At 64.8% G+C, this 23,751-nt stretch carries 26 protein-coding genes and 1 pseudogene; 16 read left to right on the top strand and 11 right to left on the bottom strand.

Annotation, left to right across the window (positions count from 1 at the left end; all coding sequences use genetic code 11):
- Positions 1-129 precede the first annotated feature (129 nt).
- Together F623_RS0109800 and F623_RS0109795 are read right to left on the bottom strand one after the other, a co-directional pair.
- Positions 130-627 (bottom strand): hypothetical protein, encoded by a 498-nt coding sequence (locus F623_RS0109800; protein WP_018861867.1) that lies wholly within the window; start codon positions 625-627, stop codon positions 130-132.
- Between the two features lie 176 nt (positions 628-803).
- Positions 804-1,244, bottom strand: coding sequence for a nucleoside deaminase (locus F623_RS0109795; protein WP_018861866.1), 441 nt, complete (start codon positions 1,242-1,244; stop codon positions 804-806).
- Positions 1,245-1,358: 114 nt separating this feature from the next.
- Between F623_RS0109795 and F623_RS0109790 the strand changes: the two genes are divergently transcribed.
- On the top strand, positions 1,359-2,642 hold the full coding sequence (locus F623_RS0109790) for a phosphatidylserine/phosphatidylglycerophosphate/cardiolipin synthase family protein (RefSeq protein ID WP_018861865.1): 1,284 nt from the start codon (positions 1,359-1,361) through the stop codon (positions 2,640-2,642).
- A 26-nt stretch (positions 2,643-2,668) separates the two neighbouring features.
- Here F623_RS0109790 and F623_RS13555 read toward each other — a convergent pair.
- The 3 genes and pseudogenes from F623_RS13555 to F623_RS0109770 all read right to left on the bottom strand — a co-directional run bounded on the left by F623_RS13555 (position 2,669) and on the right by F623_RS0109770 (position 4,043).
- Positions 2,669-3,211, bottom strand: a pseudogene (locus F623_RS13555) (histidine phosphatase family protein).
- Positions 3,212-3,328: 117 nt separating this feature from the next.
- Positions 3,329-3,724: a thiol-disulfide oxidoreductase DCC family protein gene (locus F623_RS0109775; RefSeq protein ID WP_018861862.1), complete on the bottom strand. Its 396-nt coding sequence runs from the start codon at positions 3,722-3,724 to the stop codon at positions 3,329-3,331.
- Entirely contained in the window at positions 3,717-4,043 is a 327-nt protein-coding gene (locus F623_RS0109770) for a hypothetical protein (protein ID WP_018861861.1), read from the bottom strand. Before F623_RS0109770 ends, F623_RS0109775 begins: the two co-directional genes overlap by 8 nt.
- Before the next feature lie 231 nt (positions 4,044-4,274).
- Here F623_RS0109770 and mtgA point away from each other — a divergent pair, with 231 nt between their 5' ends.
- The 10 genes from mtgA to F623_RS0109720 all read left to right on the top strand — a co-directional run bounded on the left by mtgA (position 4,275) and on the right by F623_RS0109720 (position 14,879).
- Positions 4,275-4,997: a monofunctional biosynthetic peptidoglycan transglycosylase gene (gene mtgA / locus F623_RS0109765; protein WP_018861860.1), complete on the top strand. Its 723-nt coding sequence runs from the start codon at positions 4,275-4,277 to the stop codon at positions 4,995-4,997.
- Between the two features lie 237 nt (positions 4,998-5,234).
- A complete protein-coding gene (locus tag F623_RS0109760; protein WP_018868452.1) occupies positions 5,235-7,526 on the top strand; it encodes a mechanosensitive ion channel domain-containing protein in 2,292 nt (763 codons plus the stop codon).
- A 72-nt stretch (positions 7,527-7,598) separates the two neighbouring features.
- A complete protein-coding gene (locus tag F623_RS0109755; protein WP_018861858.1) occupies positions 7,599-8,285 on the top strand; it encodes a zinc metallopeptidase in 687 nt (228 codons plus the stop codon).
- Between the two features lie 14 nt (positions 8,286-8,299).
- The gene (locus F623_RS0109750) at positions 8,300-8,953 is read left to right on the top strand and encodes a class I SAM-dependent methyltransferase (RefSeq protein WP_018861857.1); all 654 of its coding nucleotides are present in this window, start codon (positions 8,300-8,302) and stop codon (positions 8,951-8,953) included.
- Positions 8,954-9,082: 129 nt separating this feature from the next.
- The gene (locus tag F623_RS0109745) at positions 9,083-9,667 is read left to right on the top strand and encodes a hypothetical protein (protein WP_026278710.1); all 585 of its coding nucleotides are present in this window, start codon (positions 9,083-9,085) and stop codon (positions 9,665-9,667) included.
- Between the two features lie 320 nt (positions 9,668-9,987).
- Positions 9,988-12,060, top strand: a complete 2,073-nt coding sequence (locus tag F623_RS0109740; protein ID WP_018861855.1) for a SulP family inorganic anion transporter — start codon at positions 9,988-9,990, stop codon at positions 12,058-12,060.
- 96 nt (positions 12,061-12,156) lie between these two features.
- Positions 12,157-12,846 carry a Bax inhibitor-1/YccA family protein gene (locus F623_RS0109735; RefSeq protein ID WP_012982306.1) on the top strand — a complete coding sequence of 230 codons (690 nt, stop codon included), beginning with the start codon at positions 12,157-12,159 and terminating at the stop codon, positions 12,844-12,846.
- 65 nt (positions 12,847-12,911) lie between these two features.
- Positions 12,912-13,892 carry a D-2-hydroxyacid dehydrogenase gene (locus tag F623_RS0109730; protein WP_018868453.1) on the top strand — a complete coding sequence of 327 codons (981 nt, stop codon included), beginning with the start codon at positions 12,912-12,914 and terminating at the stop codon, positions 13,890-13,892.
- Positions 13,879-14,121 (top strand): SlyX family protein, encoded by a 243-nt coding sequence (locus tag F623_RS0109725; RefSeq protein ID WP_018861853.1) that lies wholly within the window; start codon positions 13,879-13,881, stop codon positions 14,119-14,121. Before F623_RS0109730 ends, F623_RS0109725 begins: the two co-directional genes overlap by 14 nt.
- 2 nt (positions 14,122-14,123) lie before the next feature.
- A complete protein-coding gene (locus F623_RS0109720) occupies positions 14,124-14,879 on the top strand; it encodes a class I SAM-dependent methyltransferase (RefSeq protein ID WP_026279372.1) in 756 nt (251 codons plus the stop codon).
- Positions 14,880-14,912: 33 nt separating this feature from the next.
- Here the strand turns inward: F623_RS0109720 and F623_RS0109715 are convergent, their stop codons facing one another.
- On the bottom strand, positions 14,913-15,473 hold the full coding sequence (locus F623_RS0109715) for a hypothetical protein (protein WP_018861851.1): 561 nt from the start codon (positions 15,471-15,473) through the stop codon (positions 14,913-14,915).
- A 130-nt stretch (positions 15,474-15,603) separates the two neighbouring features.
- On the opposite strand from F623_RS0109715, the gene F623_RS0109710 reads away from it, so the two are divergent.
- The 3 genes from F623_RS0109710 to cyaY all read left to right on the top strand — a co-directional run bounded on the left by F623_RS0109710 (position 15,604) and on the right by cyaY (position 16,707).
- On the top strand, positions 15,604-15,876 hold the full coding sequence (locus F623_RS0109710; protein ID WP_018861850.1) for a hypothetical protein: 273 nt from the start codon (positions 15,604-15,606) through the stop codon (positions 15,874-15,876).
- Between the two features lie 16 nt (positions 15,877-15,892).
- Positions 15,893-16,285, top strand: a complete 393-nt coding sequence (locus F623_RS0109705) for a DUF423 domain-containing protein (RefSeq protein ID WP_018868455.1) — start codon at positions 15,893-15,895, stop codon at positions 16,283-16,285.
- A 98-nt stretch (positions 16,286-16,383) separates the two neighbouring features.
- Positions 16,384-16,707: an iron donor protein CyaY gene (gene cyaY / locus F623_RS0109700; protein ID WP_018861848.1), complete on the top strand. Its 324-nt coding sequence runs from the start codon at positions 16,384-16,386 to the stop codon at positions 16,705-16,707.
- Between the two features lie 45 nt (positions 16,708-16,752).
- On the opposite strand, the gene F623_RS0109695 is transcribed toward cyaY, so the two are convergent.
- The 5 genes from F623_RS0109695 to F623_RS0109675 form a co-directional block, all read right to left on the bottom strand.
- Positions 16,753-17,163, bottom strand: coding sequence for a hypothetical protein (locus F623_RS0109695; RefSeq protein WP_018861847.1), 411 nt, complete (start codon positions 17,161-17,163; stop codon positions 16,753-16,755).
- A 304-nt stretch (positions 17,164-17,467) separates the two neighbouring features.
- The gene (locus F623_RS0109690; RefSeq protein WP_018861846.1) at positions 17,468-18,502 is read right to left on the bottom strand and encodes a thioredoxin fold domain-containing protein; all 1,035 of its coding nucleotides are present in this window, start codon (positions 18,500-18,502) and stop codon (positions 17,468-17,470) included.
- 15 nt (positions 18,503-18,517) lie between these two features.
- Positions 18,518-19,807, bottom strand: coding sequence for a serine--tRNA ligase (gene serS / locus F623_RS0109685; protein WP_018861845.1), 1,290 nt, complete (start codon positions 19,805-19,807; stop codon positions 18,518-18,520).
- An 85-nt stretch (positions 19,808-19,892) separates the two neighbouring features.
- Positions 19,893-20,309, bottom strand: a complete 417-nt coding sequence (crcB, locus tag F623_RS0109680; RefSeq protein WP_018861844.1) for a fluoride efflux transporter CrcB — start codon at positions 20,307-20,309, stop codon at positions 19,893-19,895.
- Positions 20,306-20,740, bottom strand: coding sequence for a CrcB family protein (locus F623_RS0109675; protein ID WP_018868456.1), 435 nt, complete (start codon positions 20,738-20,740; stop codon positions 20,306-20,308). Before F623_RS0109675 ends, crcB begins: the two co-directional genes overlap by 4 nt.
- Between F623_RS0109675 and F623_RS13515 the strand changes: the two genes are divergently transcribed.
- Together F623_RS13515 and F623_RS0109670 are read left to right on the top strand one after the other, a co-directional pair.
- Positions 20,700-20,867 carry a hypothetical protein gene (locus F623_RS13515; RefSeq protein WP_196799772.1) on the top strand — a complete coding sequence of 56 codons (168 nt, stop codon included), beginning with the start codon at positions 20,700-20,702 and terminating at the stop codon, positions 20,865-20,867. The two genes, F623_RS0109675 and F623_RS13515, sit on opposite strands and share 41 nt — an antisense overlap.
- A gap of 48 nt (positions 20,868-20,915) precedes the next feature.
- Positions 20,916-23,624 (top strand): cation-transporting P-type ATPase, encoded by a 2,709-nt coding sequence (locus F623_RS0109670; RefSeq protein ID WP_018868457.1) that lies wholly within the window; start codon positions 20,916-20,918, stop codon positions 23,622-23,624.
- The last annotated feature ends 127 nt before the right edge of the window (positions 23,625-23,751 follow it).

The following is a 23,751-nucleotide window of genomic DNA, read 5'->3' as shown; positions in this document are numbered from 1 at the left end:
GCCCCCTGTTCCCCGATCCTGCGTTGCGCCGCTTGCGGGTAGAACCACTACCCGCTGCACGACGCGCCTTGTCTCGGAAAACAGGGGGCACCAACGCGGACGTGCGATTAAATCAGCGTCTCCCTAGAGTCACGCCTGCAGGTCAAAGTGCGATCCGAGGTTCTCGTTGGAGTTGGACTGCACCGAGCCGTCGGGCATGAAGGTCTGGCCCATGTCCACTTCGTCGTCCGGAACGGCGTCCATCCGGGAGGCATCGTCGGCCTGCGGGGCCCCGTTGACCTGACCGCCGGCCAGCGGCATTGCGGTGGCCTGCGTCGGCGGAGTCGCGTTCACGCCCTGGGGCGAGAATGCCGCCTCGTATGCCGAGGGGGCCTGCGTGGTGGACGCCGGCTGGGCGACATGTGGAGAAGTCGAGACGCCCGCGCCCTGCCCGTTGATTTGACCGTTCGACTGCGCTTGCGTGGCGGTCTGTGCCTGCTGGGCCTGGGCCGGCTGGGCGGGCTGTGCGTGGGCCGCCTGTCCGGCCTGTGGTGCCTGGTTGCCGGCCTGCCCGGCATTGTTCAGGTTTTGCGCCGAATGGGTCGGTCGTGCCAGGGCCGCCTGGTTCATTCCGATGCCATCGATCATGGGGTACTCCTGGTCTGCATTGCACCCGGCACCAAAGCAGCAACCATGCCAGAACACCCGACCTGGGCGCGCAACGCACCATGAGGCATTTCTCGGTCATCGGGCCTGTGCTGCTACAGGAGCCGGGTGGCAAGCACGATCCGCCCGCCAGAAAGTGCGTTCCGGTCATAACGGGGCTATTCGCAACCGATGTCCTCGTGCCAGAGATCCGGGTGGCGTTCAATGAAGGCGGCCATCAGCTCCTGGCAGGCGGCGTCCTGCAGCACATCGACCTGCACGCCGCGCGAGCGCAGCCAGTCCTCCTCTCCCATGAAGGTGGCGTTCTCGCCGACCACCACACGCGGGATGCCGTACAACACGATCGCCCCGCTGCACATCGCGCAGGGCGAGAGCGTCGTGTAGAGGGTGCACTCGCGGTAAACGCTTGCAGGTTGCCGCCCGGCGTTCTCCAGGGCATCCATCTCGGCATGCAGGATGGCACTGCCATTTTGCACCCGCCGGTTATGCCCCCGCCCGACAATCTGTCCCGCGTGCTCGATCACCGAGCCGATGGGGATACCCCCTTCGTCCCAACCGGTTCGCGCTTCGTCCAGTGCGGCTTCCAAAAACGGATTCATGACATTCGTCCAGGGTGGTTCACTGTGCATTGTGTACACTGAACGATGCTGGTGCGATACCGGCCACCCAATCCCCCCGTTTCCTTGCAGCGGGTTCGATACAAGAGGCCCTCCATGCGCCGCCGCGTCATCGGCATCCCTGTCGGCATCCTCCTGGGCCTCGCGCTCGCCTTCGTGCTGGCAAACGTTGCCCTCTTCAACCTCCTCCCGAAACCCGACCGGGTGAAGGTCCCGGTGGCCATCGACTACGGCACCTCGGACAGTGCGTTTCGCCGCGGAATGGGGCTCACGCTGCAACAGCCGATCGTCTCCGGCAACAGTCTGGAGCTGCTGCGCGACGGAGAGGCCATCTATGACGCCAAGATCGAGGCGATCGAGAACGCCGAACACACGGTTACGTTCGAGGTATACGAATTTTGGGGTTATCAGGCCGCCCGCTTCGCTGAGGCCTTTGCGCGCGCCGCCGAGCGTGGGGTGAAGGTGCACGTGGTCATCGATTACATCGGCTCCGTGGCGGCCGCCCAGGAGAAGTTCGACCGCATGACCGATGCCGGCGCGGAGGTCGTGCGCTGGCGCAAACCGTCTTGGTACGAGATGTCGCGGTTCAACCACCGCACGCACCGAAAGATCCTGGTCGTGGACGGCCACACGGGATTCGTCGGGGGCGCCAACGTAGCGGATTCCTGGGTACCCGACGAGGACCACGAACCCTACCGCGACAACCATTTCCGCATTAGCGGGCCCGTGGTGGGCAACCTGCAAGCGGCCTTCATGGAGACCTGGCTGGATGCCATGGGCGAATTGCTGCTGGGCAATGCCTATTACCCGGAACTCGAGGAGGAAGGTGATCTGGATGCGCAGGTCGTAGTCAGCGCCCCTCGCGAGGGGCGCCATCGCATTCGCAAGATGTTCCTGCACGCCCTGGCCGCAGCCGAAGACCAGGTAACGATTGGAACGGCGTATTTCTATCCCGATCCAGACTTTCTCGATGCCCTGACCGAGGCCGCCGAACGCGGTGTCCGGATCCGCGTGTTGATGCCGGGCGACACCATGACCTTCGGCTTCGTGCGCCACGCGTCGGTCAATCGCTGGCGTCCGATACTCGAAGCCGGTGTGGAGCTGTACGAATACCACCCGCGGATGTACCACTCCAAGCTGATGAGCGTGGATGACCGCTGGGCCACCATCGGCTCCGCCAATCTGCACAACCGCTCGTTCCGCCTGAACGACGAAACCAATCTCAACGTCTATGACGAAGACTTTGCCCGCTCCATCCGGGCACTGATCGAGGAAGACAAGGCCGAGGCCGAGCGCATGACGATCGAGGCCTGGGAAAACCGGCCCTGGAAGTACCGCATCTACGGCTGGATCGCGCGCATCATCGGGCCATACATGTAGGCGTCCGGGTGTCGGCGTCCGCCTTCTCAGTCGGCGACAGGCCGGGCTCCACCCTCGGCATCGATCTCCACCACCACCATGTCGCCCGCGCCAATGTTGCGACCGGACAACTCCATGATATTCGCACGGTGCGTGACATACACCGCCGGGCCCGCGGCGCGCGCGAATTCTTCCGCAAGATGCTGATGCCAGGCACGCATGCGGCTTCCCGATCGAGTTCATTGGTACGAAATGATCGAGCCCAGCGCATCCAGAATTTCCGGTTCACCGTACCCCAGAAGCCGGGCCGTGTCGGCATTGCGGCACCAGGGACCCGCGAAAACACGGATCTCTTCCAGCCCGGCGGCGCGCAGGCGCTCGCCAAGCCCGCGCGCCTGTTCCCGGCCCGCCTCGGAGAGATTCCGTTGTGTGTCGCAGTCTGCAAGATCGAAGTCCGGGGGATCGCCGATACCCGGCGCCGCCGCATGGCGCATGAGCAGGATCCGATGGGGCTCCTGCAACTGGCCCACAATTGCCCGCTCTGTGTCCAGGTCATCCGCCCAGCCCGGCGCACCCAGCACTATACCCATTGCGAAAGCGAGCCCCACCAGCAGCTGTTTCACGGCTCCGGTTTCCTCAAGTAACGCGGCGCCAGCAGACGCCGAAACAGTCAGTCACCTGACCCACCAGCAACCACCAGTGTTTCCCTAATCCGAGCGACAGGCCCCATCGCTGCAGCGCGATCGCCAGCGTCGCACGGCAATCCAGTCATACACCCGGTCCATCAGGCACACGACAGCCGGCACTCGGTACAGCGCCTCCCCCAGTGCGCGGTAATACGGCAGATGCCGCCAGACGACTACAAACGCCCAAGCGCCGCTGTGGATACGCCCTTGGGCATCAACCACATGCATACGCCGCATCGCCACATCCCAGCCGATTCCCCATGGCTCCAGTGGCCCCGGGTCGGCATGAATGTCCTTCCAGTCCAGGCGACCGACCGGATCCAGCCGCTGATAGTGGCCGATCTCGCGCCGGCAAAGTGGACAGCCGCCATCAAAAAAGACAACTGGACGCCGGTCGCCAGACAGGCGGTCACGCATGGCCCACCGGGCCCATGTACTGATATTCGGCCTGCAGCGACCCCAGTGCACGCTCGACGACGTCCCGTGCCAGGTCGTGCGTCATTTCCGGGTGTGCGGGGATCATGTCGGTCCGTACGGCGAGCGCCATCGCCAACGCCTGCAGTACATCACCGTTGCAGGTATCGCCCAGCAATCCGATCTCGTGATCGAGGGTGTCGACCAGCCGATCCAGCAACTGCTGGACACGGACGGCCGATCCGGTCTCGGGGTGCAAGCGGAACTCGAAGGAAACGGCCTCGCCACTGGGGGTGGTATACCGATAGGGCATCACGTCCATGGGTCTCTCCTTCTGATTCGCGTGAATGGGATGGAGCCACCCGGCCACAGACCGGTTTGAAAACTTGGGCCACGTACGATGGAAACAGTTCACCCGGTGACGAGATTCCTCATCCGGCCGAGATGATGGAATATTGCCACAACGCCCCTCCGACAGCGCTCGGTCGACGCACGAGTCGAGGTATCCTTTTTCCATGAGTTCCGCTCGCCGCTCACATCCAGGGAGTACCTGATGGCCCGCCGACGGCGCGGACCGATTGCTCGCCTGATACGCACGCTGGCCTGGCTGCTGGCCGGCACACTTGCGCTCGTGGTGACGTTCGCGCTCGGGCTGATTGTACTGTTTGCCAAGGTCAACCCGCCCTACGGCATGGCGATGGTCGTCGCTACGGACTGGCAGACCGCCTCGCGGCTGCGTCCGGAATGGCAGCGGCTGGATGATCTGCCACGCCACCTGATGCTGGCCGTTATCGCGGCGGAGGACCAGCACTTCCCCGTGCATCGCGGCTTCGACTGGGGCTCGGTGCGCCAGGCAGTGGATGACCACATGCTGCACGGCCAGCGCCTGCGCGGGGCCAGCACCATAAGCCAGCAAACCGCCAAGAACCTCTTCCTGTGGCACGAGCGTTCCTGGATCCGCAAGACACTCGAGGCCGGACTCACGGCGGGCATGGAAACCGTCTGGCCCAAGCGACGTATCCTTGAGGTCTACCTGAACCTGGCGGAATGGGGCCCCGGCATCTACGGGATCGAAAATGCAGCCCAGCACTACTTTGGCATACCGGCGCGCGAACTGAATCGGAACCAGGCCGCCCGTCTGGCCGCCATCCTCCCCAGCCCGGGCAGTTACAACCCGGTCAACCCGGGTCCACGCCTTACCCAGCGCATCGCGTGGATCGAGCGCCAGATGACCCAGCTGGGCATCGCCTGGCTGGACCCCATGCTGCTGGAATAGTCCCGGAGCGGTCACCCGTTGTTGTCAGGAACGGGCGCGCACACGGCGTTGCAACTCCCTTATGCAGACTGACTCCACGGCCGTCACCGCACCTTGTTCGCACGCGAGAGCGACTCGAGCGCGAGCGTGCACATTGATCAGTGTTTCCCTAGACTGGCCTCCTCCGCTGTCGCATGGATGCTCGCATTTTGCTCTTCCGCGCGACCCGCGAACCCCGTCCAAACCCGAGGTCCGCCCGTGTCCCCGAGCCGCTTCTTGCGCTTCCCCTTTGTTCTCCTCGCCCTGTTCACACTGTCACTGTTGCTGCCTGTGGGTGCTCAAGCCCAGGACGGCGACGGGCGCGAGCTGCACGACGCACTGATCGAGGCACTGGAAAACGAGGAAGCTCGCGAACGACTGCTCGAAACACTGCGCGCCGAACGGCCAGAGGACGAAGAAGCCGCCGCGGACGATGAGGCCGTCAACACCGACGAGCCGATGTCGATCCCGCGCCAGATTGCCCAGATTACGCAATCGCTCGCAGAAGGCACGGTGCAGGAGATTCGGGCGCTGAACGAAATCGCCGCGGACATTGGCGAACAGATGCGCACGATCGATCCGGTGGTGTTTGGCGCCGGGATGCTGGACCTGGCAATCCTGATCGTGCTGACGGTCGCCGCCTTCCTGATCCTGCGGCGCCTTGGCAGCCCGATGTTCGCCGCCCTGGACCGCTGGGTGATCCACTCAGCGAGACAGTATCACCTGCTACGGGCGCTTCCCGCCGTCCTCCTGGCGGCACTGATCGACTTTCTGATCGTTCTCCTGGCCTGGGTGGCGGGCTATGGGCTCGCACTCTTTGTGCTCGGGGAATCCGGCGAGATGCTTATGCGGCATTCGCTGTTCCTCAATGCCTTCCTGCTGATCGAGGTGACCAAAGCCGCGCTGCGCCTGATTTTCGCGACGCGCTACCACGGCCTGCGGCTGCTGCCGATGGCCGGCGACGAGGCCGCTTACTGGAATGCCTGGCTGGCGCGCCTGGTGACCTACATCGGTTACGGCCTGCTCTTGCTGGTCCCGTTGACCAACAATCACCTCTCCAGCGAGGCTGGCCGTTCGCTGGGGCTGCTGGTCATGCTGACGGCCTTCCTCTACGCGGCCGTCATCATCCTGCAGAACCGCCAGCGCGTGCATGATCGCCTGATCCTGGTCGCCAACCGCGCCGGGTTCGCCTTCACGCGCATGACGCTGACCTTCCTGGCGAACGCCTGGCACTGGATCGCGCTGGTCTACTTCCTGACCCTGGCGATCGTCAGCATTACCCGTCCGGAAGATGCCCTTCCCTTCATGGCCAAGGCCACCGGACAGACGCTACTGGCCATCTTCATCGGCGTCTTTGTCGCCAACGTGCTCAGCCAGATCATTGGCCGCGAGATCCGGGTCCCGGACGAGACGCGGGTCAAGTTCCCGATGCTCGAGGCACGCCTGAACTCCTACATTCCGATGGCCCTCAAGACAATGCGCCTGGTGATCCTGCTCATCGTGCTGGCGGTCATCCTGGATGCCTGGGGCGCGTTCAATCTTGGCGCCTGGATCGCCTCCGATGCGGGCATGTACGTCCTCGGAACCGCCATCTCGGTCGCCCTGATTCTGATCGCCGCCCTGGCCATCTGGCTCGTATTCGCCAGCTGGATCGAGCACCGCCTGAGCCCGGCTACCGGCGAGGGCGAGCCCGGCGCGCGCGAGAAGACCCTGCTGACCCTGTTCCGCAACGCAGTCGCCATCGTACTGGCCGTGATGACCACCATGATCGTGCTGGCGGAGATCGGCGTGAATATCGGGCCACTACTGGCCGGTGCCGGCGTCCTTGGCCTCGCTGTTGGTTTTGGTGCACAGAAACTGGTGCAGGACATCATTACGGGGATATTTATCCAGCTGGAAAAGGCCATCAACACCGGGGACGTGGTCACGGTGGCCGGCATGACCGGGGTGGTCGAGAAGCTCACAATCCGTTCCATGGGCCTGCGCGACCTGTCCGGCACCTATCACCTGATTCCGTTCTCGTCGGTGGATGCCGTTTCCAACTACATGCGCGAGTACGCCTACCACGTCGGCGAGTACGGCGTCGCTTATCGCGAGGACATCGACGAGGTCATCGTGCGTCTGCGCGAGGCCTTCGAGGAGCTCAAGGAAGATCCGGATCAGGGTCCGAACATCCTCGACGAGATGGAAGTGCACGGGGTTACCGCGCTGGCGGACAGCTCCGTCAACGTGCGCATCCGCATCAAGACGCTGCCCGGAACCCAGTTCGGCCTGGGTCGTGCATACAACCGCCTCGTCAAGAAGCACTTCGACGCGGCCGGCATCGAGATCCCGTTCCCCCATCAGACCGTCTACTTCGGTCAGGAAAAGGACGGGACGGCCCCGCCCGCGCATCTGCGCCTCACGCAGGAAACGGGCGAGGACACCGAAGACGGTCGCGACTACTCGAAGGACCAGCGGGCCCGTCCCAATCCGAAGCACAAGGGCGATTACGACGAGGCCGAAGACTGAGCGAGAAAGGACCGGTGTACGGATTTATGCGGACGACTTCCCCCGAAGTGGAAGTCGCGCCATGATGAAGGCATGCGACTGCTGATTCTGCTCGCACCGCTCGTGCTGCTCCTGGCCTGGGCCCCGAGCTGGTGGGTACGCCAGACAATGAAGAAGTACAGCCAGCCGGAGGACCGTTACAACGGCACCGGGGCCGAACTGGCGCGTGACCTGCTGGATCGCCATGGCCTGCAAGACGTGCGTGTCGAATCCACCCGCGACGGCGACCACTACGACCCCTTTGATCGCGCGGTACGGCTGTCGGAGGACAACCACGGTGGCCGCTCGCTCACCGCGATCACCGTGGCCGCGCACGAAGTGGGGCATGCGATCCAGCATGCTCAGGACTACCCGCCCCTGCGCATGCGCAGCAACCTTGTATGCCTGTCGCGCTACGGCCAGCAAATCGGGGCCTGGCTAATGGTCGCGATACCCGTGATCACTCTGATCGCCAGACATCCGGCACCGGGCATCCTGTTCTTTCTGGCCGGGATCCTGTCGATGGGGCTCGCCGCCCTGGTGCACTTCGTCACCCTGCCCACCGAGTTCGACGCGAGCTTTCGCCGCGCCCTGCCGATGCTCCGCCGGGGCAATTACCTTCACCCCCCGGACTATCCCCACGCCCAGCGGATCCTGAAGGCCGCGGCCTATACCTATCTCGCCCAGTCCCTGATGAGCCTGCTGAACATCGCGTCCTGGTTCCGCTTCCTGCGCCGCTAGGGAGACACTGACGCATGGCCCGCTGTCCGTTGTGCGCCAGCCCTCTGCGCCCGTTTTTCAGCCGTGGAGTGCGTGACCCCTCGCCCGGGGATTACCAGCGCTGTCGCCATTGCTCCCTGATTGTCCTGGAGCGTTCGCGCTGGCCTACACCCGAAGTCGAGCGCGAGTACTACCAGACCCACGAGAACCGGCCGGATGACGCTGGATATCGGCATTTCCTGGGCCGCCTGCTGTCGCCGCTGGAGGCGCACTGCCCACCGCCAGCGCAGGGCCTGGACTGGGGCTGTGGCCCCCATCCGGTTCTGGCGGATATGCTGCGCACGCGTGGCTATGCCATGCAGGCATACGATCCGGTGTTCGACCCCGAGCGACCTGCTCCCGGCGACCATTTCGATCTCGTCACCTGCACCGAGGTGCTGGAACATCTGCACAGCCCGCTTGCCACGCTGGACACGATGGCCAACCTGCTACGCTCCGGTGGCACGATTGCGATCATGACCGGCTGGCCACCCCCCGCGTGCATTTTCCATCGCTGGCATTACCGCCGTGACCCAACCCATGTGGCCTTCTACGGGCCCGCCACCCTGCGCTGGATCGCCGCACATCTGGGTTGGCAGATTCATTTACCGACTAACGACATCGCACTCTTTCGCACCCCGGGGGCCTGAGCAACACAGAAAACGAGAAGCCTGCAACGAAAACCGGGCTGCCCCGGAAACCTCGGCTTGCGCCTGTTAAGCTGTTGTTAAGTTGCCACTCATTAAGCTTCCCACCGTAATTTCACGAGGAGAATGATCATGACGAACCGTTTCCGGCCTCTCGCCGGTTTGATTGCCGCCGCCGCGCTCGCGCTGGCCAGCCCGCTGGTCATGGCCCAGGGCATGGGTCAGCAAGGCATGGGCCAGCAGGGGCAGCAGGAAGGCGGCGCCAATCCGCAAATGGAAATGCAGCAGCTGCAGCAGACCCTGGCCGAGACGCAGCAGCAGGCAATCGAAAACAACCCCGATCTGGAGCAAAAGGGCGAAGAGCTTGAAAACCTGGTCCTCGACAAGATGGAACAGGCTGGCTATCAGCCGCGTCAGGATCTCGAAACCCTGGAAGGTGCCGAAGAACGCCTGCGCGACCCGGATCTGAGCGCCGAGGAACGCCAGCAGGTAATCCAGTCCGAAGACGTCCAGCAGGCGCAGATGAACCTGCAGGAGGCCCAGCAGGCCGTCGCGCAGGACGAGGAGATCATCTCCGCCCAGGAATCGCTGCGCGAAGACCTCATGGCCGCGATGCGCGAAGAGAATCCGGAGATCGATGACATCATCGCGCGTCTGGAGAGCCTGCAGCAGGAAATGCAGCAGGGTGGCAGCCCGGGCATGGCACCCCCGCAGTAAGTCACACCTACACCTGACGCTACTGCGCCCCGATCGCCGCTGGTGACCGGGGCGTTTTTACATGGATCCTGCGTCCGCACGAGCCACAAATGCATTTCCTGTAGGCTATGTTTCGTATTGAATGTCTTTGATAGAAGAAAATAAGGCGGCGCTCTATAATCGCCCCTTCCCCCGACTGCGCCCGGCCTGAGCCCGGGCCAGAGATGGCTGCCAAAAGCGTGACGACGGCCCTGGCAGCCACACGGCCCGGGTACGCCGGGCATGCGGGATCGCTCGACGCGCCGTCGTCTACGTCACGAACAGGCCAAGCGAGTACCGCAATGAACCCGATCCTCCTGCGCATCTTTCCGTTCTTGAGCTGGCGTCCGACCAAACAAACGCTCAACGCGGATCTGATCGCGGGGATCTCCGTGGCACTGGTGCTGATTCCCCAGTCCATGGCCTATGCCCAGCTTGCCGGCCTCCCGCCGGTCTATGGCCTTTATGCCTCGCTGCTGCCGGTCATGGTCGCGGCGCTATGGGGGTCTTCGAATCAGCTCGCGACCGGCCCGGTCGCAGTGGTGTCGCTGCTCACCGCATCTGCCCTGGTGCCTCTCGCGGCCGAGGGCTCTTCCGAGTTCATCATGCTGGCGATCGCGCTGGCCCTGATCGTGGGCGTGATCCAGCTGGTCATGGGCCTTTTCAAGCTGGGCGCGCTGGTCAGTTTCATCTCTCACCCCGTGATCGTCGGCTTCACCAACGCCGCGGCGATCATCATCGGCCTGTCTCAGCTCAACAAGTTGCTGGGCGTACCGATCGACACGTCGGGCCACTTCCTGCTGGGCCTGTGGGGTGTCGTGCTCGAGTTGGGCAACACCCATTGGCCTACCCTCGCGTTTGGACTGGGCGCCATCGCAGTGATGGTGGGGATGAAGCGCGTCGCGCCCAAGATTCCCGGGGTGCTGGTCGCTGTCATCGTGACCATCCTGATCTCCTGGCTGATCGGCTACGAACGCAAGGCCGACTCCACGCTGGACCAGATCGCTCCGAACGAGATCGTCGAACTCGCGCAGCAGGTCGAGGACAAGCGGACCGAGAGAGCGGAACTCGAGGAGCGTATACGCCAACTGGAAGTGGAGATTGAGGAGGCCGCTCGCGGCGATGCGCCGGCCCTGCGCTTCCAGCAGGAACAGGTGCGACTGGCGCGCGACGAGCTGCGCGCCGAACTGGCCCCACTGCGCGAAGAACTGCGCGGTATTACATTGCGACGCCTCCCGGCGACCGACGACGAACCCGAGCGCTTTGTCGCCGATGACCACCTGACGGACGCCGAACGCGAGCGTGCCGAGCGCACCGCCTGGCGAATCGAGCGAGTGGACGGCAATGACGTGACCCTGAATGGCGGCGGTGCGGTCGTCGGCAACGTGCCCCAGGGCCTGCCCTCGATCTCGGCGCCGGAGATCAGCTTCGGCACCATCACCACGCTGCTGACCACCGCGTTCGTTATCGCGCTAGTCGGATTCACCGAAGCCATCGCGATCGCGAAGGCGATGGCCGCGCGCACCGGACAGCGCCTGGATCCCAGCAAGGAGCTGATGGCCCAGGGCATGGCCAACATCGCTGGCGGCTTTACCCAGGGCTACCCCGTTAGTGGGTCGTTCTCACGTTCGGCGGTGAACCTGAATTCCGGTGCGAGAACCGGCCTGGCCTCGGTTTTCACGGCCGTAATCATCGGCATCGCTTTGCTCTTCCTGACGCCGCTGATCTACCACCTGCCACAATCAGTGCTGGCAGCCATCATCATGATGGCCGTGGTCGGACTGATTAACTTCAAGGCAATCAAGCATGCCTGGGTGGCCAACAAGCATGACGGTACTGCAGCGGTCGTGACTTTTGTCGCCACACTGGCGATGGCCCCGAACCTGGACTACGGCATCCTGATAGGCGCCGGACTGGCCATCGTGCTGTACCTGTATCGCACCATGCAGCCACGCGTGTCCGAACTGGCCCGCTTTGAGGACGGGACCCTGCGCGAGGCCCAGCGCTACGGCCTGGAGACCAACGAAAAGGTTGGCCTGATGCGCTTCGACGGCTCGCTGTACTTCGCCAACGTCCCCTACTTCGAGGATGCGGTGTTGGATCTGCTGGCGCGCCACCCGCAGGCCAAGTATCTGATCGTGGTCGGCAAGGGCATCAACGAGATCGACGCCTCCGGCGAAGAAGTCATCCACCAGCTGGTCCACCGCCTGAAGGCGCGCGGCATCACCCTGGTCTTCGCCGGCGTGAAGGCGCAGGTCCTGGAGGTCATGCAGCGCACCGGGCTCGAGGACATCATCGGCAAGGACAACATCTTCAAGTCCACAGACCACGCGGTGAAGGAGATCTCCGAGCGCGTGGGGGAACCGATCAAGTGATGCCGGAAGCCCCCGCCACGGACGGCGGAAAGGGCTGCAACCACCGGCGTCAGTCGCTACACTGAGCAGGTTACGAACCCAATGAGGAGTTGACCCGTGTCCCGAGACCAGATCGTTCGCTCGAGTCGCAACCCGTCTAGCACTGGCTCCATCAGCGAGACCATCTCGACCAACAAGGTCATCCGCCAGACCTACATGCTGCTGTCGGTGACGCTGGCATTCAGCGCAGTGATGGCCTTCGTAGCGATGGCCGTGGGCGCCCCGGCGGTTCACTGGCTGGTCCTGCTGGCGGTGCTGATTGGCGGGCCGTTTGCCATCCATGCCGCGCGCAATTCCGCGCTCGGACTGGTGCTGACCTTCGCCTTCACCGGCGTGCTGGGCTTCTTCCTCGGCCCCATCCTGAGCATGTACCTGGGCCTGCCCAACGGGCCGCAGATCGTCGGCAATGCCTTTACCGCCACGGCGGTCGCCTTTGTCGCGCTGTCCGGCTATGCCCTGGCCACCAAGAAGGACTTCAGCTTCCTGGGTGGCTTCCTGGTGGTCGGCCTGATCGTCGCCCTGCTGGCGATTGTCGCCAACCTCTTCCTGGCGATCCCGGCGCTGTCGCTGACCATCTCGGCGGCCGTGGTACTTCTGCTGTCGGCGGCGATCCTGTTCGACACCAGCCGCATGATTCACGACCCGGAGGCCAACTACATCATGATGACGGTCTCGCTGTACGCGAACCTCTACGTGATGTTCCTCCACCTGCTGAACCTGTTCCACGCCTTCATGGGCGACAACTAACAGCAGCGGCTGACAGGCAAGCGATTCGGGCCCCGCGATGCGGGGCCCTTTTCCTTGGTACCGCCATGACTGGACTGCGACACGGGGTATTTCTCGACCTGTCCACGGTGGATCGTGACGACCTGGACCTCGCCCCCCTGCGCGAGGCCCTGCCCGATTGGGATCTGCACCCGCGTACGGAACCCGGGGATATCGCCGCTCGCATCGCGAATGCCGATGTCGTGGTCACGAACAAGGTCGTACTCGACGAAACACTGCTCGCCTCGGCCACCAAGCTGAAGCTGATCTGCGCGGCGGCCACCGGCACCAACAATATCGATGTTGCCGCCGCAAACCGGCTAGGCATCACCGTCAGCAACGCGCGCGACTACGCAACGGACTCCGTCGTGCAGCATGTATTTGCCCTACTGCTGACGCTGGTCACGCGGCTGGACGACTATCGCGCCGATGTCCGCGCCGGCCACTGGAGTGCCTCCGAACAGTTCTGCCTGCTGGATCATCCGATCCGGACCCTGGCAGGCATGCGCCTGGGCATCATCGGCTATGGCGTACTGGGTCAGGCCACGGCGCGCGTGGCCCGAGCCTTCGGCATGCAGGTTCGGGTGGCCGCGACCCTGCGAAAAGCGGCGCCCTCGCCCGGGGATGACGAGGATCGAGTCCCGCTGCCGGAGCTCCTTGCGACCAGCGACGTGGTCAGCCTGCATTGCCCGTTGTCCCCCGAAACCCGCCACCTGATCGACGATGACGCGCTGCGGCGCATGCGTCCGGGGGCGATCCTGCTCAATACCGCGCGCGGTGGCCTGGTCGACCCCGAGGCCCTCGCACGCCATCTTCGGGCCGGAAGCCTGGGCGGTGCCGGCATCGACGTCCTGGAGCCCGAACCCCCGCCAGCGGACCACCCCCTGCTGGCAGCGGAAATCCCGAACCTCGTGCTGACGCCGCATACCGCCTGGGCAGCCCGCAGTGCCCGCCAGCGCGTGATCGAGGAGACTGCGACCAACATCCGCTCTTTCGCCAAGGGACAGCCCCGGCATGTCGTCAGCTGATCCATCCCGCACCGACCGCGAACTGATCGCACGGATCGAGGCGCTGGAGGTTCGCCTGGCCCATCAGGAGTACACCCAGGAAGAGCAGGCTCGCGTCCAGCATGAGCTCCAGCAGGACAACCAGGAGCTGCGCCGCCAGCTCCAGTGGCTCCGCGACCGGCTGCGGGAACTCGAGGACCAGGGCGGCGGCCCCGGAGACGGCAACGAGCCGCCTCCGCCGCACTACTGACCGTGACCCTTCAAGTCCGCGCAGAACCGGGGCAGGAGCCCCGAGCCCGGGAGGTCGAGCACTACTTGCAAGCCCACGGATATCGGCATCTGGGCGAGGCGCCCCTGGTACTGGAGGTCGGCGCGGACGGACTGTCGCTGACCCGCGAGGAAGGTCGGCGCGAACTGCGTCTACATCTGGACTTTGCCAACGGCCGTCAGGGGTATCGCCTGGCCCATAGCGGGCATCAGCGAGAGGGCCTGATCCGGGCCATGGGCAATATCCCGCGGGACAGCCATGTGGTGGACGCCACCGCCGGCCTGGGGCGCGATACGCTGCTGCTGGCCGCGCACGGCTTCCGCGTGGATGCCTGGGAACGCCAACCGGTTGTCTACCTGCTGCTGGCGGATGCCCTGCAGCGCGCCGCCCATGACGAGGCGCTGGCCTCGATCGTCGAGCGCATAACGCTACACGCGGGCCTGGCCACGCCGGCGAGCCTGAGCACGCCGCCCGTCGCCGCCGTGTTCGATCCCATGTTTCCGGAGCGGGCCAAGCGCGCCGCGGTCAAGAAGGACATGCAGCTGACCCAGGCCCTGATGGAAGGTGACCCGGACCCCGACCCGGAAAAGACGCTGCAGCGGCTACGCGAGGCAGCCACGCGGCGGGTCGTCGTGAAGCGGCCCCTGCATGCCCCCGCCCTGGGTCCCGACACGCCCCAGGGCAGCGTCAGGGGCAAGAGCGTGCGTTTCGACGTCTACGCACCCGCCGCGCACGCCTGAATCCGGCCCGCGGGCCCACCCCCACCTCACCGATTACGGACCACCCAGGATCAGCCGGTCGTCTCGGGAGAAGCGGTACTCAGGAATCGGCAGGTTTCGCCGGGCGTCCTGCCCGTCATACACCCGCCCGGCGGCGTCATAACGCCCCCCACGGCAGCGATCGACGAACCCACCGGACCAGTCCTCCGCCTCGTCCGGGTGCACCAGATCCAGCTCACAGCCGAGATCGGTGCTCTCGCCAATGACAACCAGCCACTCCGGTCTCAGACTGCGCAGCGGCAGTTCCAGTCCATCCGGCTGCTGGCCCCGCCGGGCACGTGGATCCACCAACTCCTCGTCCTCGCCCAGCGCCTGCTGAAGGGCCGAATCTCGGTGCAACACGAGGATGCGCCGACCCTCCCAGTTCAGCCGCTTGAGCTCGCCAGGGGCAATCGCATCCAGCTCCACGATCCGACGTTCGGTCTCGCCACCCCCCAGCATGGACAGCGCGTAGCTCCCCAGAATGCCGACGAACACGATCGCGGCGCCGAGCACCATCAGCTTCATGAGGACGCGCAGACGCATTCGGTTCAGGCTGTCGCCCGCGGGATGCATGTTTGTTCTCCGCTGTATACGAAATGTGCTTTGCGCCCGGCCGCCGTGCCTCTACACTACGCGCATGAACACGGCCAGACGCTCTGGAAGCCGCCACTATGTCGGCATCCACAACGACTTGTACGGCGGCATGACGCCGATCGGCAATATTATCCGCGATGCCTGGGTATTCGGCTTTCTGCCCGAGACCGAGACCTGCGAGGGCTGGGATGTAGGCCGCATCCAGCAGCTTCACGACCAGGTTAACGCGGAGTGGGACAAGTACGACCTGCGCATTACCAACCTTCCACCCGAGATTCGCGAGCGCCACACGCGCATCCACGATGCCGCCATCGAACGGGCCCGCGAACAGGGCTGGGTCGCCGGGCAGGACGTCGACAACGAGATGGGCGACGACGCCTAGCCTAGGGGAAACACTAATGCCAGGTACGGAAACCGAGCCGATGATCCGCGCGCTGGTCGTGATCGCGGCGCTGCTCGCCGCCGTCGCAGTGGTACTCGGTGCTTTTGGCGCGCACGCCCTGCAGGAACGACTGTCCGAGCGCGCGCTGGCCACCTGGCAGACCGGCGTCCAGTATCACTTCATCCACGCCCTCGCCCTGCTCCTGCTGGCGGCGCTGTGGTCGCACCTGGCCACCGGCTGGGCCACCGCCAGCGCCGTGGCCTTCGTGCTCGGCATCCTGCTCTTTGCCGGCAGCCTCTACGCCCTGGCCCTGGGCGCCCCGCGCGTACTGGGGGCCATCGCGCCACTGGGCGGCACCGCCTTTATCCTCGGCTGGCTGGGCCTGGCAATCGCCGCCTGGCGGGCATAGGAAGGTTTGCCCACGCCCGGAAGGCCAGTATCGCGTTCATCCGCTTTCTCTGACTTATACTGCCCGCGCCCAGAGGCAATAACCGAACCGAGAGACCCATGAGCCAGCCCTCCTTCGCCGTATTCGCCGAACAGACCCTCGACGAGATCTACAACTCCCTCAGCGACCAGGACGGTCTCGACGACCTGGACATCGACCTGATCGATGGTGTCCTGACCCTCGAGTTCGAGGACGGCGCGCAGATGATCCTGAACCGCCAAGAGGCCGCGCAGCAGATCTGGCTGTCCTCGCCCGAGGGGCCGGCCCACTTCGGCTACAACGAGGACGAAGATGCCTGGCTGGATGATCGCAACGGGGACGACCTGCGCGAGACTGTGGCCCGCGTGATCGGTCAGAAGCTGGGCGTGCGCGTCGAGCTATAGCGAGACGCTGATTGAGCGCGGACGTGCGATGAAATCAGCGTCTTCCTAGTCCCGGCGACCCGACCGGTCGTCTTCACTCTCCTCCGACGGCGCTTCAGGAGATCCCTCCTCGTCCAGTGCCCGCAGGTGAGCCTCAAGCTCGGCCAGCACCGGGTGCGGTCGGTCCTCTTCCAGCGCATTGTCCAGTGTCCGGGTCGCCTCCAGGGCTTCGGGGTCACCGCGAAGCGGCATACGCGCGATACCCAGTGCCAGCATGCGGAACTGGCGGAAGACCAGATAGCTGACGGTCGCGGTAATGAGCGCCGCCCACATCTGATCCTGGAACCACAGCCAGACGGCAATGCCGTAGCCGCTGAAGGTCAGCACAAAGATCCCCAGCGCGACACGGTGGGCACGGGCCACAATGCCCTCCAGCACCTCGCGGTTGCGCAGGACGAAGTCACGTTCGAAATGCATGCAGTACGGTCCTTAGGGAAACACTGATAAATGTACACGCTCGCGCTCGAGTCGCTTTTGCGTGCGAACAAGGCGCAGTGACTGCCGTGCAGTCATTCTGCACAAGGGAACCGCGACGCCGTTCCCACGCCAAAGAGGCCGAGCCCCTTTGGGGTTGACACCCCAGGTTCCCCGATCCTGCGTTGCGCCCCGCATTCATCAAAAACGGGCGGGTAGAACCACTACCCGCTACGCGACGCGACTTGTCTCGGAAAACCTGGGGTACCAATGCGAGTGTGTACATTCATCAGTGTTTCCCTTACGACTATGGTTGCTGGGCGCGCCAGCGTTCGAAGGTCGGATAATCCTCGTAACCGCGCGTGAGCACATAGTCCATCACGTTGCGCAGCCGGTTCAGGTGCACGACCGAGTCGATGCGGATGATCTCCTCGCCTGCCTCGTCGAAGAAGATCAGTGTCGGGGCCCAGTGCACGTCGAGTTCCGCCGCCCAGTCGCGCGGGTTGGTACGCTGACCATCCGGGGTCAGGACCGGCGTGTCACTGTCCTCGGCGTCCAGTTGTACGGCATCCATCAGGGCGATGCGGTCCAGCACCGCGTCTTCCTGCAACGGCTCGGTATGCAGGATATCGCAGGCATGGCAGGCCTCGCGCTCGAAGAACACTACCAGGGGGCGCTGAGCGCGGATCCTGCTGCGATCCAGCGCATACGGCTTGTTGATGAAGAAATCGCGCTCGTTGATGTCCTCGACATCGAACTTGGGCGGGGGGTCGGCGCGATCCAAGTACTCGCGGAAGCTCATCTCGCGGTCGTGGCGTTCGGTCACGTAGTCGAGCAGCGCGCGGAAACGATATGGCGGATAATAGCCGCGCATCTGGTGGATGCGCTCGCCCTCGGCGTCATAGAAAGCAATCGAAGGCGTAAAATTAAGCCTCTGTTCTGAGGCGTATTCGCGCTCGAACCTGACCTTGCCATCAAGCCCGGTGACCTCGCGGCTCCCGAGGACGTCGATCGCCACCACGTCGAAGTTGTCCGATAGCTGCGCGCGAATGTCGTCTTTCTCGAAATTCACCTCGAACAGGGCCTCGCAGTACGGACAATCGTCCATCCCGTAGTACACCGCCAGCCCCTGTTTGCCGCGCTCCACCGCGCGCTCCAGGTCTTCCGGCAAGTCGAGGAAACTGAGTTCAAACCAGTCCGGGGTGTGCAGGCCGATGATGCGCGGCGCATCGTCGAAATCGAAACCCTCCTCGATCTCGGCCTGTGCCCACAGCGGCCAGCACAGCAACAGCGCCAGCAGACTGACGAACGCACCTAGCTTTCCGAATTGGCTCACATCCACACCAACTGAATCAACTTACTGTTCAGACGGCGGTTTCAGGATCGAGGTTCCACCGAGATAGGGACGCAGCCGCTCCGGGACCGTGATCGAGCCGTCGACCTGCTGGTGATTCTCGAGCAGCGCGACCAGGGCCCGGCCCACCGCGACGCCGGACCCGTTGATGGTATGCACCAGCTCGGGCTTGCTGCCTGCTTCCGGGCGGAAGCGCGCCTGCATGCGCCGCGCCTGGAAGGCCTCGAAATTGGAGCACGAGGAGATCTCGCGGTAGGCCTGCTGACCCGGCAGCCAGACCTCCAGGTCATAGGTGCGCGCGGCCGCGAAGCCCATGTCGCCCGTGCTCAGCAGCACCACGCGGTAGGGCAGCTCCAGCGCCTGCAGCACCGCCTCCGCGTGCCCGAGCAGCTCTTCCAGGGCCGCGTCGGACTGTTCCGGATGCACCACCTGCACCAGCTCCACCTTCTCGAACTGGTGCTGACGGATCAGGCCGCGGACGTCACGCCCGTAGCTGCCTGCCTCCGAGCGGAAGCACGGGGTGTGGGCGGTCATCTTCAGCGGCAACGCACCAGCATCGAGGATCTGCTCTCGCACCAGGTTGGTCAGTGTGACCTCTGCGGTCGGGATCAGCCGGAAACGCTGGTCGCAGTCCACCGAGAACAGTTCCTCGTCGAACTTGGGCAGCTGACCCGTTCCCTCCAGCGACTCCGGGTTCGCCAGGTACGGGACATAGGTCTCCTGGTAGCCATGCTGCTGGGTGTGGAGGTCGAGCATGAACTGGGTCAGTGCCCGGTGAAGACGCGCCATCTCGCCGCGCATCACCACAAAGCGGGAGCCGGCCACGCGTACCGCCGCCTCGAAATCCAGCCAGCCGCCGGGCAGACCCAGATCCACATGGTCACGGGGCTCGAAGTCGAATTCGCGCGGGGTGCCCTCGCGACGCAACTCGACGTTCGTCTCCTCGTCCTGGCCGACGGGCACGTCCTTCTGCGGCAGGTTCGGGATGCGCATCAGCAGCGCGTCCAGCTCCTGCTGCACGGCGTGCAGATCGGCCTCGCACTGCTTGAGCTCGTCACCCAGACGGCCGACCTCGGCCTTCAGGGGCTCGATGTCCTCTCCCCGCGCCTTGGCCTGGCCGATCCCCTTGGAGCGGGTATTGCGCTCGTTCTGGAGTTCCTGGGTGCGAACCTGGAGATCCTTGCGCCGCGCTTCCAGCGACTCGAAGCGCTCCCGGTCGAGCTCGAAGCCGCGGCTGGCCAGGGCCGCCACGGTCGCGTCAAGGTCCTGGCGCAGACTGCGAATATCCAGCATGTCGGTCATCCGTTCACAAACGACCGGGAAGTCTACGGTCGCGGCCGCGCCCCGTCCATGGCTGGGCCGTCAGGCCCGCTCGGCCTCAGCCACGTAACGCGGCGGCATTCCAGCGGCGCCCCTGCGCGCTGCCCAGCCACACGCCCGCCAGCCACAGCACCAGAGATACGGACACATACAGCGCCGCACGTCCGGGATCGCCCGTCTCCAGCAACCACAGGCTCTCCAGGCTGAATACCGAGAAGGTCGTAAAGCCCCCGCAGAAGCCGGCCAGGACAAACTGGCGGATCACCGGATCGGCGGGCCGGCACCCCTCCGGGGCACTGATCACGGCGTAAAGCCCGATCAGCCAGGACCCGGCCACATTCACCGCCAGCGTGTCCCAGGGAAACCCGGCCCCCATCAGGTGCAGCCCGGTCCACGACAGGGCATAGCGCGCCATGCTGCCCAATGCGGCGCCCAGGGCGACGAACGCGGACAGGCGCAGCGAGTACCCCGTCATCCCGTGCCACCCGCGGCACGGCCCAGGACATGGCCGACAAACACCAGCGTCAGCCCACCGCCCAGTGTCAACAGGACGTAGGCAATCGCCGGGCGCCAGCCGTCGCGTTCCGCAACACCCACCGTCTGCAGGCTGAACGAGGAGACCGTGGTGAAACTGCCGAGCACCCCCACCACCAGCAACAACCAGAGCCAGGACGCTCCGGATGGGTCCGCCACGACCCCAAGCACCACGCCGATCAGCAGCGCGCCCGAGGCGTTCACGGCCAGCGTTCCCCACGGGAAACGGCCTCCGGTGTGGTTATCAATCCACTGCGACAGCCAGAAGCGCGCCAGCCCTCCCAGCGCGCCCCCTGCCCCCACCAGCACAAGGCCCTCCCACCAGACGATCATGGCGGCATTGTCTGTGCCCGCAGCCGCCCTGTCGAGCATTTGCATTCGGCGCGGCGATTCACCGCCCTCCACGGATCTGTTCAAATGCAATTTGGCCATGCTTTGGCTCACGCTGGTGCGCCTGTTCATCGACAAGCCCTGCCACATCGCCTTTCCCGGCGCGTGATCGGGACAACCGGAAGCAATGCACAGCCTCCACCCATCAGGGGTACACATGAGCGATCGCGAATCAGACCGCGACTGGCACAGCCGGGGTGCCGATCGGACCCTGGATGCCCTTGGTACCAACGCTGACGGCCTGAATAGCGAAACCGCCCAGCAGCGGCTGGAAGAACACGGGTACAACCGGCTGCCCCAGCCGCCACGCCGTGGACCGCTGATGCGCTTTCTGGGGCAGTTTCACAACGTACTGATCTACGTACTGATCGCCGCAGCCGTTGGCACAGCGCTCCTTGGTCACTGGCTGGATACCGGCGTGATCCTCGGGGTGGTGCTGATCAATGCCACCATCGGCCACATCCAGGAGGGCAAGGCCGAAAAGGCCCTCGAAGCCATCCGCGGGATGCTCTCGCCCCAGACACAGGTGCTGCGCGACGGACAACGCCGCAGCATCCCCGCCGAGAAGCTCGTCCCCGGCGATATCGTCCATCTTCAGGCCGGGGACCGAGTCCCGGCTGATCTGCGCTTGATCGCGGCGCACAATATGCGGGTCGATGAGGCCACGCTGACCGGGGAGTCGATCGCCAGCGACAAACAGACCGACCCCGTGGACAGCGACACCGATCTTGGCGACCGTCGGTCCATGGCCTACTCCGGGACCCTGGTCGCCTCCGGCCAGGGGCGCGGCGTAGTGGTGGCCACGGGCGCCAATACCGAGATCGGCCACATCTCCACCCTGCTCGGCGAGGTCGAGGGCGTTACCACCCCGCTGCTTCAGCAGATCGCCCAGTTTGGCCGCTGGTTGTCAGTCGCGATTGGGGTACTGGCCTCACTTACCTTTGCATTCGGCTTCTGGGTGCGCGACTACGACCTGGTAGACACCTTCCTCGCCGCCGCCAGCCTGGCAGTGGCGGCGATCCCGGAGGGCCTTCCGGCGATCATGACCATCACCCTGGCAATCGGGGTGCAGCGCATGGCTGCCCGTCACGCGATCATCCGCCGCCTGCCGGCGGTGGAGACCCTCGGCTCGGTTACCACCATCTGCTCGGACAAGACCGGCACCCTCACCCGTAACGAGATGACGGTAAAAAGCATCATCACCACCCAGGCGGAGTACGAGCTGGGCGGGGTGGGCTACGAACCGCACGGCGGGATCACCCGCGACGGCCAGGAGGCCGACCCGGAGACCGACCCCCTGCTGGCCGAGGTGCTGCACGGCATCCTCCTGTGCAACGACGCCGAGGTCTACCGCAAGGACGACACATGGACCATGGAGGGCGACCCCACCGAAGGCGCCCTGATCACCGCGGCGATGAAGGGCGGGCTGGAGCCGAAGCTCGTGAACAAGGAATTCGTGCGCGACGACGTGATCCCGTTCGAATCGTCCTACAAGTTCATGGCCACCCTGCACCACGATCATGAGGGGCACGCCTTCCTCTTCCTCAAGGGCGCGCCGGAACGCGTACTGGCGCTGTGCAGCCACCAGCGCACCAACGATGAGGATGAACCGCTGGACACCGAACACTGGCAGCAGTGGATGGATGATGTCGCCTCCCGCGGTCAGCGCCTGCTCGCTCTCGCTACCCGGCGCGTGGAAGGGCACTGCCAAGAACTCGAGTTCGCCGACATCGAGAACGGAGGGCTCACCCTGGTCGCTGTCTGCGGGATCATCGACCCGCCGCGCGAAGAGGCGATCGAAGCGGTAGCCCACTGTCAGGGGGCCGGGATCCGCGTGAAGATGATCACCGGCGATCACGGCGTCACCGCACGGGCGATCGCCGACGAACTGGGCATCAGCACCGAAGGCGGTGTGGTGGTCGGCCACGAACTGGACGACACCTCGGACGATGACCTCAAGGCGATGGTCCAGCGGGTCGACGTATTTGCCCGCACCACACCGGAGCACAAGCTACGGCTCGTTCGCGCGATTCAGAGCCACGGCGACGTGGTGGCAATGACCGGTGACGGCGTAAACGACACCCCTGCACTCAAACGCGCCGATGTTGGCGTGGCCATGGGGCTGAAGGGCACCGAGGCCGCACGCGAGGCCTCCGCAATGGTGCTGGCCGACGACAACTTCGTCTCCATCGCCAATGCGGTCGAGGAAGGCCGCACGGTCTATGACAACCTGAAAAAGGCGATCATGTTCCTGCTGCCCAGCAACGGGGGACTGGCCTTTACGATCGTCGCTGCCATTTTGCTGGGTCTGACCCTGCCGCTAACCCCGGTGCAGGTCCTGTGGGTCAACATGGTCAGTGCGGTTACCCTCGGACTGGCGCTGGCCTTCGAACCGACCGAGCCGGGCGTGATGCAACGCCCTCCTCGCCCGCCCAATACGCCTATCTTGTCCGGCTTCCTGCTCTGGCGCGTCAGTTTCGTGTCCACCCTGCTGGTCGCCGGCGCCTTTGGCCACTTTCTGTGGCTGGAGCAGCAGGGGGCCGAACACGAGTTCGCCCGTACGGTGGCCATCAACACCCTGGTCATGGGGCAGCTGTTCTTCATGCTTACCAGCCGCTCTCTTCTGGCGCCCGCTCTCAGCCATGCAAGCCTCGTCGCCAGCCGGCCGGCCCTGATCGCAATCGGGATCCTGATCGTACTCCAGAGCCTCTTTACCTATGCCCCGCCACTGCAACTCCTGTTCGGCACCACCGCCATCGGACCGCAAGAGTGGCTGCGCATCCTCGCGTTCGGCCTGATCCTGTTCACTCTGGTCGAGCTCGAAAAAACGGTGCTGCGACGCCGTGGTTTCAACCCCCACCAGTAGACGGCCGCCGGGCTGGCTCCAGGCCTGATCGCGGTGTCCGGCTTGTTCAGCCACCTGACGGTGCGGATGTTCCGGGGCCGCACACGCGTCATCACTGTCAGGCCGCCCGTGACGAAAGCCCAGACTT

This window comes from Thioalkalivibrio sp. ALD1 (assembly GCF_000381245.1).
GTDB lineage: Bacteria > Pseudomonadota > Gammaproteobacteria > Ectothiorhodospirales > Ectothiorhodospiraceae > Thioalkalivibrio.
The sequence above is the reverse complement of the archived record's forward strand: the minus strand, read 5'-3'. Positions and strand labels throughout refer to the sequence as shown.

Coding starts and splice junctions, on each gene's coding strand:
- F623_RS0109800 (WP_018861867.1), bottom strand. CDS start 627: ATGATCGATGGCATCGGAATGAACCAGGCGGCCCTGGCACGACCGACC.
- F623_RS0109795 (WP_018861866.1), bottom strand. CDS start 1,244: ATGAATCCGTTTTTGGAAGCCGCACTGGACGAAGCGCGAACCGGTTGG.
- F623_RS0109790 (WP_018861865.1), top strand. CDS start 1,359: ATGCGCCGCCGCGTCATCGGCATCCCTGTCGGCATCCTCCTGGGCCTC.
- F623_RS0109775 (WP_018861862.1), bottom strand. CDS start 3,724: ATGCGTGACCGCCTGTCTGGCGACCGGCGTCCAGTTGTCTTTTTTGAT.
- F623_RS0109770 (WP_018861861.1), bottom strand. CDS start 4,043: ATGGACGTGATGCCCTATCGGTATACCACCCCCAGTGGCGAGGCCGTT.
- mtgA (WP_018861860.1), top strand. CDS start 4,275: ATGGCCCGCCGACGGCGCGGACCGATTGCTCGCCTGATACGCACGCTG.
- F623_RS0109755 (WP_018861858.1), top strand. CDS start 7,599: ATGCGACTGCTGATTCTGCTCGCACCGCTCGTGCTGCTCCTGGCCTGG.
- F623_RS0109750 (WP_018861857.1), top strand. CDS start 8,300: ATGGCCCGCTGTCCGTTGTGCGCCAGCCCTCTGCGCCCGTTTTTCAGC.
- F623_RS0109745 (WP_026278710.1), top strand. CDS start 9,083: ATGACGAACCGTTTCCGGCCTCTCGCCGGTTTGATTGCCGCCGCCGCG.
- F623_RS0109740 (WP_018861855.1), top strand. CDS start 9,988: ATGAACCCGATCCTCCTGCGCATCTTTCCGTTCTTGAGCTGGCGTCCG.
- F623_RS0109730 (WP_018868453.1), top strand. CDS start 12,912: ATGACTGGACTGCGACACGGGGTATTTCTCGACCTGTCCACGGTGGAT.
- F623_RS0109725 (WP_018861853.1), top strand. CDS start 13,879: ATGTCGTCAGCTGATCCATCCCGCACCGACCGCGAACTGATCGCACGG.
- F623_RS0109715 (WP_018861851.1), bottom strand. CDS start 15,473: ATGCATCCCGCGGGCGACAGCCTGAACCGAATGCGTCTGCGCGTCCTC.
- F623_RS0109710 (WP_018861850.1), top strand. CDS start 15,604: ATGACGCCGATCGGCAATATTATCCGCGATGCCTGGGTATTCGGCTTT.
- F623_RS0109705 (WP_018868455.1), top strand. CDS start 15,893: ATGCCAGGTACGGAAACCGAGCCGATGATCCGCGCGCTGGTCGTGATC.
- cyaY (WP_018861848.1), top strand. CDS start 16,384: ATGAGCCAGCCCTCCTTCGCCGTATTCGCCGAACAGACCCTCGACGAG.
- F623_RS0109695 (WP_018861847.1), bottom strand. CDS start 17,163: ATGCATTTCGAACGTGACTTCGTCCTGCGCAACCGCGAGGTGCTGGAG.
- serS (WP_018861845.1), bottom strand. CDS start 19,807: ATGCTGGATATTCGCAGTCTGCGCCAGGACCTTGACGCGACCGTGGCG.
- crcB (WP_018861844.1), bottom strand. CDS start 20,309: ATGACGGGGTACTCGCTGCGCCTGTCCGCGTTCGTCGCCCTGGGCGCC.
- F623_RS13515 (WP_196799772.1), top strand. CDS start 20,700: ATGGCGGCATTGTCTGTGCCCGCAGCCGCCCTGTCGAGCATTTGCATT.
- F623_RS0109675 (WP_018868456.1), bottom strand. CDS start 20,740: ATGCTCGACAGGGCGGCTGCGGGCACAGACAATGCCGCCATGATCGTC.
- F623_RS0109670 (WP_018868457.1), top strand. CDS start 20,916: ATGAGCGATCGCGAATCAGACCGCGACTGGCACAGCCGGGGTGCCGAT.